Origin of the sequence: Psychrobacter urativorans (genome assembly GCF_904846695.1) — a bacterium.
Lineage (GTDB): Bacteria > Pseudomonadota > Gammaproteobacteria > Pseudomonadales > Moraxellaceae > Psychrobacter > Psychrobacter urativorans.
The window spans coordinates 16,567-31,955 of the sequence record NZ_CAJHBR010000019.1 but is presented as its reverse complement, the minus strand read 5'-3'; the positions used below and the strand labels follow the sequence as shown (position 1 = coordinate 31,955).

At 42.2% G+C, this 15,389-nt stretch carries 10 protein-coding genes; 5 read left to right on the top strand and 5 right to left on the bottom strand.

Going from position 1 to position 15,389, the window contains the following annotated elements:
* Positions 1 to 133: 133 nt before the first annotated feature.
* The 5 genes from JMY09_RS11595 to tolQ form a co-directional block, all read right to left on the bottom strand.
* The gene (locus JMY09_RS11595) at positions 134 to 1,435 is read right to left on the bottom strand and encodes a PD40 domain-containing protein (RefSeq protein WP_201623755.1); all 1,302 of its coding nucleotides are present in this window, start codon (positions 1,433 to 1,435) and stop codon (positions 134 to 136) included.
* A 223-nt stretch (positions 1,436 to 1,658) separates the two neighbouring features.
* Positions 1,659 to 2,147 carry a FlgO family outer membrane protein gene (locus JMY09_RS11590; RefSeq protein ID WP_201623754.1) on the bottom strand — a complete coding sequence of 163 codons (489 nt, stop codon included), beginning with the start codon at positions 2,145 to 2,147 and terminating at the stop codon, positions 1,659 to 1,661.
* Positions 2,148 to 2,228: 81 nt separating this feature from the next.
* Positions 2,229 to 3,194, bottom strand: a complete 966-nt coding sequence (locus tag JMY09_RS11585) for a TonB C-terminal domain-containing protein (protein ID WP_201623753.1) — start codon at positions 3,192 to 3,194, stop codon at positions 2,229 to 2,231.
* A gap of 166 nt (positions 3,195 to 3,360) precedes the next feature.
* Positions 3,361 to 3,819, bottom strand: a complete 459-nt coding sequence (gene tolR / locus JMY09_RS11580; protein WP_201623752.1) for a protein TolR — start codon at positions 3,817 to 3,819, stop codon at positions 3,361 to 3,363.
* Positions 3,816 to 4,538: a protein TolQ gene (gene tolQ / locus JMY09_RS11575; protein ID WP_201623751.1), complete on the bottom strand. Its 723-nt coding sequence runs from the start codon at positions 4,536 to 4,538 to the stop codon at positions 3,816 to 3,818. Before tolQ ends, tolR begins: the two co-directional genes overlap by 4 nt.
* Before the next feature lie 500 nt (positions 4,539 to 5,038).
* Between tolQ and JMY09_RS11570 the strand changes: the two genes are divergently transcribed.
* The 5 genes from JMY09_RS11570 to JMY09_RS11550 all read left to right on the top strand — a co-directional run bounded on the left by JMY09_RS11570 (position 5,039) and on the right by JMY09_RS11550 (position 15,332).
* A complete protein-coding gene (locus JMY09_RS11570; protein WP_201623750.1) occupies positions 5,039 to 6,334 on the top strand; it encodes an NCS2 family permease in 1,296 nt (431 codons plus the stop codon).
* 745 nt (positions 6,335 to 7,079) lie between these two features.
* A complete protein-coding gene (gene putA, locus JMY09_RS11565) occupies positions 7,080 to 10,358 on the top strand; it encodes a bifunctional proline dehydrogenase/L-glutamate gamma-semialdehyde dehydrogenase PutA (protein WP_201623749.1) in 3,279 nt (1,092 codons plus the stop codon).
* An 11-nt stretch (positions 10,359 to 10,369) separates the two neighbouring features.
* A complete protein-coding gene (locus JMY09_RS11560; protein WP_201623748.1) occupies positions 10,370 to 11,059 on the top strand; it encodes a 1-pyrroline-5-carboxylate dehydrogenase in 690 nt (229 codons plus the stop codon).
* Between the two features lie 469 nt (positions 11,060 to 11,528).
* Positions 11,529 to 12,893: a uracil-xanthine permease family protein gene (locus JMY09_RS11555; protein WP_201623747.1), complete on the top strand. Its 1,365-nt coding sequence runs from the start codon at positions 11,529 to 11,531 to the stop codon at positions 12,891 to 12,893.
* Between the two features lie 762 nt (positions 12,894 to 13,655).
* Positions 13,656 to 15,332 carry a xanthine dehydrogenase small subunit gene (locus JMY09_RS11550; RefSeq protein ID WP_201623746.1) on the top strand — a complete coding sequence of 559 codons (1,677 nt, stop codon included), beginning with the start codon at positions 13,656 to 13,658 and terminating at the stop codon, positions 15,330 to 15,332.
* Positions 15,333 to 15,389 lie beyond the last annotated feature (57 nt).

The window sequence follows — 15,389 nt, the reverse complement described above, 5'->3', positions numbered from 1 at the left end:
CACTAGAATATAATAAGCCACTATAATTAGTACTCATAAAAAAAGCGTCCGATACTAGTATCGGACGCTTTTTTGTTCATAATGCTAACTATAATAAGGGCGTTAGAATTTAACAGTTGTTAATTGTTAATTGTTAGTTGTTAGGATTGGCTGACCAGACAGGTGAGCGGATAGTTCCTTGACCAGATTTACCAAAAGATGCCCCGCCATTAAGCGACTTAATAGTGATCACTCCTTTGCCCCCTTGTGACGATGCGTAGACCACACGCTTACCATTAGGTGAGAAACTGACCCCTTCATCGAGACCTGTGTTACCAATGTTAGTGATTATCGCACCATTATTATCCATAATAGCCGCTGAGCGCCCACTCAAGAAACCAATTTGTTTACCATCACTGCTGTATTTGGGCGTAGAGGCATAGCCACCTCTAGAGACTTTACTGATACGTCCTGAGTCAAACTCATAACGATAGATCTCAGGTCTGCTAAATGCCGCTTTGTTAGAGGCAAATACAAAAGATTTGCCATCAGGAGCATAGCTTGGTTGCGATTCACTCGACGACCAGTTAGTCAGTTTTCTTAAGTTGCCTCCACCAGCATTGATCTCATAAATATTTTCGCTGCCTTCAAAGCTTCCCGAAAATATAATTTTGCTACCATCAGGGGAGAAGGACGGGCTAATACTAGTACCATTGTAAGGGGTGATATGGGTGGCACCGCCGCCGTTAACATTCTGTACATAGATCGTCTGATAAGATTTATCACGCAGGACGGAATAAGCTATTTTTGAACCATCAGGTGACCAAGCGGGAGCAAAGATAGAACCTTTTACTTCAGTAATAGTCTTAGCATTCTCACCGTCAGCATCCATCACTTTTAGGCGTGAGACTTTATTTTTACCTACGCCAGTCTCTTCAATATAGGCAATACGGCCTGAGAAGTCACCGGGTATACCAGTGATTAGCTGATATATTTTGTTAGCGATAACGTGGCCTGCATAGCGCATGCTCTCTTTATTGTTATCAGCGCTTAAGGTCTGTTTGCCCTCAAGCAAGCGCCCAGCTTTGACATCTATTACTTCATAATCAGTGACGATCTTACCGCGATCAGTGCGGGTGCTACCTACTACTAAGTAGGGAATACCAGTATTTTGCCAAACGGGCAAGGTTCCTGCCAACTCACTGATACTACGAGGCTGTTGTGGCAATCCGGTACTAGTGGCTTTTAATTCGGTACGGTTCAAATCGTTTAGCACCACTGCAGACATAACCGAATCCCCAGCAAAAGGCACAAAAGCCACTTGGTTTTGTTCGACAGGAATTTCATAGTCCAACTGTAATACTACAGGAGCGGCAAAGGCAGTAGGGGCGACAAGTAAACTTGTGACGCTAGCCAGTAGCACTGTTAATAACTTTTTGTGAGTATGTAAGGCCAAATCAAGCTCCTATTAGCATTAAGATAAGTGTGTCATAAACGGATAATTTCATTAAAGATAAGTTTAATATGAAAGTAATAGGGTAAATGTAACAAATTACTAAAATAAAAATCACAAAGGCTCAGCTAAAGTTGAGTTAATAGTAAGTAGGGGCGCTGATATTCGCTCTTAGGTAATCGACTATTGTTGTAAAAAAACTTTGTTAGAAGGATCACGAGCGTTATTACTTCTGACTATTGTCGATTATCTCATAAAGGCTGTCAGCAATGCGGTGAGCACCATAACGTAAACTATAGTCATCATTATCTAAAATCAAATGTTGTTCGTTGGCAACGATTTGCCCTGAATGTATATCGACAACTTTATAATTGATGATTATTTTAGCATTATTAACAGTGGTAGTGCCTGTAATAAGATAGTCAGCAATATCTGGCCCCTGTGATAGATAACTGGTATCGTCAACATCATTAGGGGAGCGTAAGGGCGAATTTTCGCTAATGATAGTCAGCTCAGTGCGCTGCAGATCCTTTATTATCATCGGCGATAAGATACTATCATTAGTAAAAGGTATAAAAATAGCGGTAGCGGGTGGCAGGCTTGTATCAAGATTTAGGGATGCAGGGATGTTCTTGGCCGTTAATAGGGGAGATGCAAATAGGCTTAAAACCGCTATTGAGATGACAAGCAATATTGTTATAGGGTGAAGTCTCATCCGACGAATCTCCTAGACTAAGCTCCTACATTAGGCTCCTAAAGTAAGCTCAGTTATTGGCTCAGTGAGCTTTTATCCATGCTAGTTACTGCCATTAAACTGAATAGTAAAGGTAGGGTATTTAGGGTCATCAGTATCAATAGGTAGGTTGCGAGCCCCTCTTACCGCTTGCTTGGCGGCTTCGTTGACCGCCTCATTGGCACCAGAAGCAGAAACGCTGACTACATCACCATTAGCATTAACAGTGATAGATAAGGTAGTGCGCTGAGTTGAGCCTTTAGCACCAGTAGGAGGGCTATAGTTGCGTTTGATTAAATTGACGATCTCACCATTACTGGCACCACGACTGCCCCCTGAGGACTTGTTACTCGTTCCAGATGAGCTGCCAGCACTGGCTGTCGACTGACCGTCTGATAGATCAAAGCTCTTGCCTGAACCGCCCAATTCGATATTTATGTTGCGATCATCTCTACTAGGCTTGTTAATTTTAACTTGATCAGTACTTTTGGCTCGGGAGTCTGCAGGCTTTTTTTGCTCGTCAATTTGCTGTTGATCGGCTTGAGTTAGATTTTCCAGACTACTGTCATCTAAGTCTGTAGTCCACTCAGCTATGCTGCGATCATAATCTCTCGATTGCTCAAGTAAGCGCTGTTGCTGCTCTTCACTCATTAGCAGCGGTCGAGTCGCTGGGTCATTAGATTGGGTGAACACCGAGGATTGTTGTGAGTTTGACTGCGAGCTACTTGGATTGGCAAAGCTATTATTAGACTCGTTCATTGGCATAGTCGCTGAGTTGCTACTGGCACTGGAGGCTTGCGCTTGGGCAGCAGCACGGTTGGCCAGTATCTGTCCTTGCATCTGTGCCAACTCTCCTGGAGATACCATAGTAGTCTCAATACTGCCAGCCGGTTCTATTTCAGGCTGCTGGTAAGTATAGATTAGTACGCCAAGCACTATACCATGCGCCAGCAAACTGAGTAGCATAGGCAAGGTGAGCCCATTGCCTTCAGGTTCGGTTGGCACGTAGACGGCAGGGGCATTGTTCATGGTATAAACACTCGTGGAGATGCAGTAGTAAAAAATCGATAATAGCTATATTAACCAGCTGTTTTCAAGCCCTAAAGCTTACTATTAGTAAATCCGCCAATCAATAGTTAGTGATGGTTTTAGGATCTAGGATGATGCTTTTAGGGCTGTTGTTTAACGGTGGTGATTACAGTGTAGGGGTAGCCAAAGGTGCACCAGTCAATAGTCCTACCTTTTGGATACCTGCTCGCTGCAGCGTCGCCATTAAAGTCACGATATCACCATATTGATTGCTTTGGTCAGCGTTAATCATAATCTGTACAGGTTGGCCGCCCTCAGCATTACTCTGAGCCTGCAGATTAGATAAAGTATCGATCAGCTCAGGCTCACTAACGGGTACATCCATATTGTCTTCATAACTGATAAAAGTTTCACCACTGCTAGTCAAAGAGATGATAACCGGTAGCTGATTTTGACTCAAGCTAGTGGTCTGCTCTTTGGGTAAGTCAACATCTACACCAGTAGTGAGCATAGGGGCAGTTACCATGAAGATTACTAATAGTACTAACATCACATCGATGTAAGGTACGACGTTCATCTCAGCATTGAGGGGGCTTTTCTTCCGGCTATAAGGACTTGGTTTCATAGACCAGTACCTTGACTGATCGCCGTAGTAGGCATAGCGGCGGCTAGGTTTTCTGTACTAGTTTCACGCTGTAGCATACCCGTCATCTCATCACAGAATAGTGCACGTGTCTCATAGAGTCGGACTGACTTTGCGGTAAAATGATTATAAGCAAGTACCGCTGGAATAGCCGCAAATAGGCCCATCGCTGTGGCAATTAGCGCCTCAGCAATACCAGGAGCGACAGAGGCTAGAGTAGCTTGCTCAGTTTGTGACAAGCCTAAAAAGGCATTCATAATACCCCATACCGTACCGAATAAGCCCACATAAGGTGCTACCGAACCTATACTAGCAAGCGTGGCGATACCAGATTCTAATTGCTGCTGCTGACGACCGAGTCCAACCCGTAGTTTACGCTCGACGCCATCGATAATATCGTCTTTGGGTTGGCGTTTTTTATGCATTCTTAAATATTCAGAAAATCCTACATAAAAAATCTGTTCAAGGCCTTGGCGATCAGGCGATCCTTGAATACCTTGATAGAGTTTAGCTAAGTCTTCTCCTGACCAAAACCAAGTCTCAAACTGCTGATCAAAGTTTTTAGCAGTACCTAAACGGGAACTCAGACGAAAGATAATCACCCAACTTAGCAAAGACGCTAATAATAGTAGTCCCATGACAATCTGTACCAAGAGACTGGCTTGGGTAATAAGGTCAATAATATTTAAAGATTCAGGCATACGAAGAACTCATGGGTAATGAACAATAAGCCAGTATCAGTGGCACTTTTGCGTTAGGCCACTAGTGTACTGCTAAAAATGCATACTGGACAGTCGTTTTATGAAATTTGTAATGACAAGTTAATAAAAATGTAATATTGTTTCTAGCAATAATCTAATTGTATCTATAAAATTACAAAGTAACTGTAGGAATTTCAATTGTAAATTAATTCCTAATTAAGGTTATACTTTGTTACTGAGGTTTTTATGAGTTCTATTCTATGTTGTCAGTATTGTCCTAGTTAAAGCTAGGGTCACTGAATGATTAGCATCATAATTCAACTTAGTATAAAACGCCATCTACAGTCGCAATTTGGAAGCGTCATCTACAGCCGCAATTTGGAAGCGTCATTTTATCCTTAGTTTATAAGCGACATCTATAGTTGCAATTTGGAAGCAGCGTTTACATTCGCAATTTGGAAGCGAAAGACACTTATCAACGCAATTTGGAAGCGATACTTATGAATGCTATTGAACGCTATTTTGGAATTAATGGCGAAAATACCACCATCAAAACAGAGATTCTTGCTGGTATAACCACGTTTTTGACGATGGCTTATATCATTTTTGTCAACCCTAACGTGTTAGCAGATGCTGGCATGGATAAAGGTGCGGTCTTCGTTGCTACTTGTCTAGCAGCAGCGATAGGTTGTTTTATAATGGGTATTTATGCCCGCTTGCCAGTGGCTTTAGCCCCCGGCATGGGTCTTAATGCTTTTTTTACTTATGGCGTAGTTTTAGGTATGGGTTACACTTGGCAAACCGCGCTTGGTGCGGTATTCCTGTCCGGTTGTATCTTCATACTTTTAAGCCTGTTTAAGATCCGTGAAATAATTATTAATGCCATCCCAACTTGCCTTAAGCAGGGCGTAGTCGCTGGTATTGGTGCGTTTTTAGCCTTTATTGCGATGCAAACTTCAGGCGTAATCGTCAATAACGATGCGACTTTGGTTAGCTTAGGTGATATGACTACCTTTTCACCAGCAATGGCAGCTTTAGGTTTTATTGTCATTATTGGCCTGTCTTATAAAAAGGTGCCAGGGGCAGTAACTATTGGTATCTTGCTAGTGGCTTTAATCAGCTTACTAACGGGCCATACTGAGTTTACCGGTATCATATCGGCACCCCCAGCCATTGCACCGACCCTCATGCAACTGGATATCGCTGGTGCCTTTGATGTAGGTATGATCAGTGTTATTTTTGCTTTCTTATTCGTGGATTTGTTTGATACGGCAGGGACTTTGATCGCGACTACTACTCAAGCAGGCTTAGTGGGCAAAGACGGCAAAATTCCTAACATGGGCAAAGCCTTACTTGCAGATTCAACAGCGACAGTAGCAGGTACGTTACTAGGTACTTCATCGACTACTAGTTATATTGAAAGTGGTTCTGGTATTGCTGCAGGTGGCCGTACTGGTCTAGTTGCTGTAGTAGTGGGTACTTTATTTCTACTAAGTATTTTCTTTGCCCCTCTAGCTAGTATGATTCCAGGCTATGCTACCGCTGGCGCTATCTTTTATGTGGCTGTATTAATGATGGCTACTCTAAAAGATATCGATTGGCATGATTTAACAGAGTCAGCTCCAGTAGTCGTCGTGCTGTTATTCACGCCTCTCACGTATTCTATAGCCGATGGTATTGCGCTAGGGTTTATTACTTACACTGCGGTTAAAGTATTAGGTGGTAGGTTTGCTGAAGTCAGCGTTCCCGTCTGGTTGTTGACAGCAGTATTACTGGCTAAAATTGTATTTATATAAGTCTTTAAGATTTATGTTTTTAGGATACGGTCGTACTGAACCCTTCTAATCAAAGACTGTCTTTATTAGCTACTATTATCCTCTTTGCCTATTATGGGTTGAGAGGATTTTTTTGTTTAAATAGGGGGTATTTTTGAGTAATTAATAGGCAATTGTCAGGACATTAATAATAAAAATTAGCAGCGCTAGGGCCACTGAGTACCTTTGTTCACTGAATATTATACTTATACTGACAACTATAGTTAGGTGGTTGTTTTTAAGATAGAAATTTGCATAAAATCGTTAGTTCGAAAAAAACTTTCATGCTAACATAGCAACGTTAAGCGCATCACCTCAATCAACGCCGTAGAGGTTTTTCTTACCAGTGAATTAGTTCTAAACAAGATGACGGATTTGGGTTCATTAAAGTAGCGCTATATTGGACATTACTTAGATAAAAACCAGTGCTATCACTATTTTTAGCGTTAGTATCAGTTTTTATTAGTATTGCCCTTTAAGGGTTACCCTTTATTGATAGTGCTCCCATCACCTGTCTATCATGCTCCTTTCACTACTAACAAGAAGAAGGCATTAATGCTGCTTAACTGTTTGTTGTTGCCTTTGAATTGTTAACGTAGCCCGTTTAACATCAAACGACCTACTTGACCTTATCTAGCTGATGCTGGATTTGCTGGTATTGTGATGAGACTTCTATTTTGGACGTCGCATTTATTATGGTTTTTTAAACGCTAGTTATGGAGTTGGTATGAATCCTGTAGAACAGTTTACCCCGCAAGAACCTATTTTATTTAGCCCAACAGCTATGTTGGCTCCTGAGTATATTAGTGTGTCGACAGCAGAGCTTTACGCCCGTATATCGCCTTTATATAGTGTCGATGAGCAGCGTTGGTTGTCAGAGTTATTGCCTTTAGCTAAACCTAGTGATGAGGAGCGACAAGCTTCTGCTGACCAAACGCGCAAACTGGTTGAGTATGTGCGTAACGATGGTAAAGCTATCAAAATGGTTGATTCACTGTTGCTAGAGTACAGCTTAGATACCCAAGAAGGTATCTTGTTGATGAGTCTAGCTGAAGCTTTGATTCGGGTGCCTGATAATTATACTGCCGATGCGCTTATTCGCGATAAAATGAGTGTAGCGGATTGGAAAAAACATCTTAAAAATGATAACGGTATGATGGTCAATGCTTCGACTTGGGGTCTGATGATGACCGGACGGGTAGTAAGCATAGATAATGGCACTACGGCTGCTGGATTTTTGGATAGAATGACCAAAAAGATGGGCGAGCCGATGATTCGTGCTGCTATGCAAAAAGCTATGCGTATTATGGGTCATCAGTTTGTATTGGGCGAGACTATTGAAGACGCTAATAAGAACAGCAAAGTCTACCGTGATAAAGGCTATACCTATTCGTTCGATATGCTTGGCGAAGCGGCTATCACCCATCATGATGCCGAGAAATATTTTAATGATTATTTGCATGCTATCAAAGCCACTGCCAATGTAAAAGTTAAAGAAGGTATGCCTAAACCTTCAGTTTCTATCAAGCTGTCGGCCTTGCATCCACGCTACGAAGCTACCCAAGAATCACAAGTTATGGGCTTGTTACGCCAGCGTTGTATGCTGCTTATTGAGGCGGCGCGCGAGGTCAATGTCGATCTTAGTGTCGATGCTGAAGAAGCCGATCGTCTAGAGATCTCTCTAAAATTATTTGAATCACTATATCGCGATCCGTTAACCGCTGGTTGGGATGGTTTGGGTATCGTAGTACAAGGCTATTCAAAACGTGCTATTGCTATTTTTGCTTGGCTAGCGAGCTTATCTACTGAAGTCGGTGACCGTATTCCTATCCGTTTAGTTAAAGGCGCTTATTGGGATACTGAGATTAAACTGGCTCAGCAAAAAGGCTTGTCAGGCTATCCAGTATGGACTCGTAAAGAAGGTACTGACACCGCCTATCTTGCTTGTGCTCGCTTCTTATTATCAGATCATCTGCGTGGACTCATTTGGCCACAGTTTGCCACTCACAATGCGCATACTTTAGCGACTGTGATGACTATGAGCGCGCACAGAGATTTTGAGTTCCAGCGCCTGCATGGTATGGGTGATGCATTGTATGATCATATTTTGCAAACCTATCAGATACCTGTGCGTATCTATGCTCCTGTTGGTGCGCATAAAGACTTGCTACCTTACTTAGTGCGCCGCTTGCTGGAGAACGGAGCTAATAGCTCATTCGTCCATCAGCTGCTAGACAAGTCTTATCCTATTGATAAGCTAGTAGTGCATCCGTATGACAAGCTACTGAGCAATGCCACTTTGCATAATCCAGATATTCCATTACCACTCGATGTTTATGGTGAGCGTAGAGCCAGTTTTGGTCCTAATATCTTTATTGAATCGCAGTGGACGCTGTTTAAAGCAGCTATCGATAAACAGCTAGAAAAAACTTGGTCAGCAACGCCTATTATTGATGGTCAAGCTATTAGTACTTACTCAAATAATGGCACGTCTGAAAATCTCGATAAGCACAGCATACGTGCGCCTTGGAATCATGAAGTGGTGGCCGGTGAAGTGTACTATGCCAATGCCGCTATCGCTCGTCAGGCTATCGATGCTGCAGTTGCCGGTCAACAAGCATGGCAAGCGGTATCTGCTAGCAAGCGCGCTGATATACTGCGCAAAACTGCTGATTTATTTGAAGAGAATTATGCTGAGCTGATGGCTTTATGCCAAGTTGAAGCTGGCAAGACTATTCAAGATAGTATTGATGAAATCAAAGAAGCCGTTGATTTCTGTCGCTTCTATGCCGATGAGGCAGAGCGCCTAGACGCTCATGCTTATGAATTCACTGACTTGTCTGGCAAGCTGACGCGTCAAGTCTATAAAGCGCGCGGTACTTTTGTCTGTATTAGTCCTTGGAACTTTCCATTAGCGATTTATACCGGTCAGATAGTAGCAGCATTAGCAGCAGGTAATACTGTTGTTGCTAAGCCTGCAGAACAAACCAGTCTGATTGCTCACTTCGGTGCACAATTGATGTATCAAGCCGGTGTTCCTGCTACTGCGCTACAACTGGTTACGGGCGCGGGAGAAGTTGGAGCTGCCTTGACCATGGCGGATAATCTTTCAGGGGTTATCTTTACTGGCTCAACCCAAACCGCTCAACGTATCAATCAAAGCCTCAACAGTCATCCGCAAGCTAATGGTGAATTGCCAATCTTAATCGCTGAGACTGGCGGTCAAAACGCTATGATTGCTGATTCAACAGCATTGCCGGAACAAGTGGTTGGGGATGCAGTATTGTCAGCCTTTGGGTCAGCAGGTCAGCGTTGTTCTGCTTGTCGTATTCTATGCGTACAAGAGGAAGTCGCTGATGGCATAATCGAGCTATTGCAAGGTCATATGGCAGAGCTAATAGTAGGCAACCCAACGCAAGTTTCTACTGATGTAGGCCCCGTAATTGATGCTGATGCCAAGCAGAGTCTTGAGCGTCATATCGAACGGATGACAAACGAGCCGACAGCCAGTATCTTGGCCCAGACGCCGATGAGTGTTAGCTCGATGGTTAGCGAAGATCAGGCTACTTTTGTACTGCCAACAGCCATTGAAGTTAACAGTATTGATGTGATTGGTGGTGAGCATTTTGGGCCAATATTACATGTATTGCGCTATAAAGCTCGTGATTTAGATAAGTTGATTGATGCGATCAATGCTACGGGCTTCGGTCTGACCTTAGGTATCCATAGCCGCATCGAAAATATCACTGAACACATAGAGCGCCGTGCTTATGTGGGTAATACTTACATTAATCGTAATCAGATCGGTGCAGTAGTGAATGTCCAGCCGTTCGGCGGTTGCGGCTTATCAGGTACTGGCCCTAAAGCTGGCGGTCCTCATTATGTACCTCGCTTGATGCGTCTCATCACTGAAGTCATCACTGACTCTAATACTGATGCCAATACGCAAGCAGCTATTGAGACTGCAAACCATACTTCATCTAGCACTCAAACAGAACTCGCATAGGGACTAGCAACATGGCAACTGAATTCAAAAAAGATCATGGCCAAGTTTGTGAAGCTTGGCGTCTATTAACGGCAACTGATCGTGCTACTCATCTTCAAGCCGCTATTGCTAAGCTGGCTCTGCTCACGGGTGATAGCAAAAAAGCTCGTAAGCTATTCAATCATTTATTAAGCTTTGCACCTATGCTTGATGAAGTACAACAGATGAATGGGGCTACTGGTGAGTCTAATGAGTTGTATGTGACTGCCCGTGGCAAGACTATGGTCATCGGCGGTGAGTCAGCAAAAGCTTTGGTGATACTAGGCCAGCTTGTTGCCGCATTATTGACTGGTAATGAAGTCATTCTACATTGCCCAAGCCAAGAAGAGATGTGCCTTGAGGCAGTAAAAGCGCTCTATGAGGCAGGCATTAGCGAAGATGTTATTAGTATCGCTAACGACTCACAGCTAGTGACTTTATTGCATATGGATCGTCTGTCACAAGTAGCAGTGGCTGGCATTACTAGCGAAGTACAAAGCATTAGTCAAGAATTAGCCAATACTGATGGTATTTTGACTCAAGTTATTGCCGTTACGGATATGGACGGTTTAGCAGAGATGCTAACCCCAGATTATCTGTACCGTTTTGTCACTGAGCGGGTAAGAACTATTAACACTACCGCTATTGGTGGTAATGCTACTTTGCTTGAGCTGGGTACTTAATAGCTTAGCGTTAGTTAGATAATTTTTAACTTTGCAAGCATTTTAGGGCTAGCAGTTTACAGTCTTATAAGCATTGGAAAACTAAGGTCAGCAGTTATTTATCAGGATTGAGAAAATCTATGATAAATAACTACTGGCCTTTTTTGTGCACTACAGTATTCCTGATTTGTAGTGTCAAATGATAGTCAATTAATTTAATATAAGTTTTTGTTTTTATTGAATATTTATATTATATGCTAGGAAGGATTTTTTGTGGCTTGCAAAGGAAATGATAACGATGATAGGATATGAAAAACTGACTAAATAGTCAGCTGTTGTTTAATATTAATACCTTGAATCAGGATGATATAAAGGCTTTTTTAAATCAAAATACAGTAAGTAGTAAGTAGTAAGTAGTACCCACAATGGATAAAAAATAAACCCAAGCTACTAATTAGCTTTCGGTTATATTAATCAAGGATGATTACTCATGTCTGAATATTTAGAGTCAGAACATAATAGCGAGTTGATGTATCAACTTGACGATAAGCCTAGCTTTTGGCCTGCCAGCTTTGCCGCTCTACAACATTTGCTAGCCAGCATTGTTGCCATTGTCACACCCACCTTAATCGTTGCTGGAACTCTAGATCTAGGGGAGTATGTACCTTATCTCATCAGCTGTGCTTTAATATCCTCTGGTATTGGTACTTATATTCAATGTAAAAAAATAGGACCGATAGGCGCTGGGATGTTGTCTTTACAAGGTACCAGTTTTGCTTTTCTAACCGCTATTATTGCAGCAGGTCTGATTGTTAAAGGTAGGGGCGGTTCGTCAGAAGATATTTTGGCAACCATTTTTGGCGTTAGTTTTTGCGCCGCTTTTATCGAAGTTATTCTGAGCCGTTTCATTCATAAATTAAAAAGAATATTCACTCCGGTCGTCACTGGTACTATTATTATTTTAATTGGTATTCCTCTGATTGAGGTTGCAATGACCGATATTGCTGGCGGTTATGGTGCATCGGACTTCGGCAGTCTGCAAAACCTACTTTTGGGTATGATAGTACTAGTCTCAGTGATTGTATTCAACCGCTCAAAAAATCCTCTACTCAGGCTATCTTCAATTGTCATCGCATTAATTTTTGGCATGATTGCAGCTTTCTTTATGGGTCGACTAGATTTTTCTGCATTAAATAATGTTGGATTTATTACTATCCCAATTCCATTTAAATTTGGTTTTCAATTCGATTTTGCAGCATTTATTCCCCTAGTGATTCTTTATTGTGTTAGTGCCCTAGAAACCACAGGGGATCTAACGGCTAACTCTGTTATTTCTAAACAGCCAGTCAATGGTCCTATTTATCTTAATCGTATTCAAGGAGGCGTATTAGCAGATGGGGTCAACTCTATGATTGCTGCAGCTCTAAATAGTATGCCATCCACTACTTTTAGTCAAAATAATGGAGTTATTGCCTTAACTGGAGTAGCTAGTCGCCATGTTGGTATCTACATTGCAACTTTTATGATTGTCATTGGACTGTTCCCAATCTTTGGCGCTATATTACAGACTATGCCTCAACCTGTGCTTGGTGGGGCAACTTTAGTTATGTTTGGTACTGTGGCAGTTGCAGGCATTAAAGTGTTGGCAAGCGCTAAGCTTGACCGTCGCGATATGTTGATTATCGCCACTTCTGTAGGTATAGGGATTGGGGTATCTATGGTGCCTGAAGTATTGTCTCAGTTGCCTGAAGCTGTGCGTAATGTACTTATATCACCTGTGGCAATAGGGGCTATAACAGCAATTATCTTAAGTTTATTCTTACCCGAAGAAGGGCAAAATGCTCAGGATTCATGAGTAAATAGTCGTCGTCCTAAGGCGTGTCAGCAGATGCGCCCAACGACTAAAGTTAGCCGAATGACAGCAGCTATAAAACAGGTCCATAGACTAGCATACGGTGTTGTCAAACTTGTGCATGCTATCCTTAACAATTATCAGAATATTTTTAGCCACCTTGATAACTTTATAGTTAAAAATGCTAGTGCTATTCATTAGTCAGCATGACAGTATTAAAAACATTATCACAGGATAATTAGACAATAAGGTGATATATGGGTGCTTGTAGAAAAAGTAGCCGTTACTTAAACAATATAAGCCTAAAGAGTTAAGGCATAACAATTGCCTTAATTTATAACAATTGGGTAGTCAGTTATGCAAAAATAATTGACTAGCTGAAAATGAAGTGCTATAAATATTAGCTATCGCTACTGATATAGATATCTTTAAGGTATCTACTATCTTATCTAAAATCTCATGCATACTATATAGTGGATGACCTCCGCCTTTAGCTATCAAAGTTCTACTGCCATCAAATTGAAGGCTTTAAAACAGTAAAGTAACCCAATTACACATCATTATACTTATCTACCTATTTAGATATTATTAGTAATGTATGGGATTTATTGAACGGATAGCTACAGGCCATATCAAGGCGCACTATATACAGTCAAGCTACCCTGCAAGTTAGTTACTAGTATTTTTTAGTACTAAGCCGTCAATAAGTACCCGCATTTGCTGAATTTAATGATACCTCATTAATCCAGACAGCCGAGTATTGCCATGATTAGTTTTTATTTGAACGGAAAACAGCAGCAGATAACTGAGCTCAACCCTAATACCACAGTACTTGAGTACTTACGTCTAAACGCCCGTCAGATGGATACCAAAGAGGGCTGTGGCAGTGGTGACTGCGGGGCTTGTACGGTTATGGCTCAGCGTTTACCTATGAACAATAGTACTGATGCTAGCAGTAGCCAGCCTTTTTATACCCTCAATGCTTGTATAACGCTATTATCGCTGATGGACAATCATCATCTGATGACGGCAGCTTATTTGGCAGATAACCCCGAACACCATCCTGAGCGTGCACAGCTGCATCCTGCTCAGCAAGCAATGGTGGACTGTCATGGCTCTCAGTGCGGCTTTTGTACCCCCGGGTTTGTGATGTCGCTGGCAAGTACTTATGAGAACCATCGTCTGCAAAAACATCAACACAATAATGGCCTTAGCGATAAAGACTTAAGCTATGCAGACATTGTCGCCTCGATATCAGGTAATTTATGTCGTTGTACTGGCTATCGTCCTATCATTGAAGCCGGTCTTAGTATGCAAAAGATTGGTCAGCAGCGAGAGGCTGAGCAGCTAGCGGCAAAAGACTTGACCTTGACTCTAGCTACCGATGCGATGGCCAACACGCAATCTAAGACAACTGCTAGCGAATCAGCTACCAGCATGGATAATACTAATAGTGCTAGTAGCACTATAGCGCCAGCCCTTATCGAAGGCTCACGTCAGCTATTCATTCCACAATCTACCGCTGAGCTTGATCAGCTATTGGCAGTCCATCCAAAAGCCACTATTTGGGCCGGAGGCACTGACTTAGGTTTAACGGTCACTCAGCAATTGATTGATCATGAAGTCATTATTCAATTGTCTGCTATCGAGTCACTAAAATCTTGGTCAGTCGCTGATGCTAATGCAGCAGGTGATAACTATTCAGCGACTGCAGCAGTACCAGAGCTGATATTTGGCGCTGGCATGAGCTATAAGAAGATGTTGCCAGCACTTGAACAGTTCTTCCCTGAATTCGCTCAATTATTTGAGCGTATTGCTTCACCGCAAATCCGCAACATGGGTACTATCGGTGGGAATGTAGCTAATGCATCGCCTATTGGCGATTTGCCACCGATTCTATTAGCTTTAGAATCACGTATTCATTTACGTCATTGTGCTCCTGCTGATGATAGTCAAAACAGTCAAGCTGCTGAAAAAACTTATAGTGATGAGTGGATGCCATTGTCAGCGTTCTTTTTAGATTATAAAAAGACTAAGCTACGTGCCGGCAGTTATGTGGTCGCTATTCATATTCCACTAATGCAAGATTATGAGCATTTATTTATTCATAAAATCAGCAAGCGTTATGAAGATGATATCTCAGCCTGTTTAGTCGCTGTCAAAATAGCTTTATCTAGCGATGGCATGACTATTGATGAGGCAAAAATTGGTTTAGGCGGCATGGCAGCTATACCTTTGCTAGTTAAAAACTCTCAGCAAGCCCTCAGGGGCCAGCCTTTTACAGTCGCAAGCTTTGAGCGTGCGGCAAAGGCTCTACCTATGGATGTATCACCGTTGACTGATGTTCGAGCCAGCCGCGAATATCGCTTACATGTGGTACAGCGTTTATTAATCAAATGTGGTAAGCAATTGCTAAATAGTAGTCAAGCGCAAAGTGTTTAATAGCGCTATTTCAACTAGAGTTTTAAGCTCACACAGCTTAGCGGTTTCCACATTTTG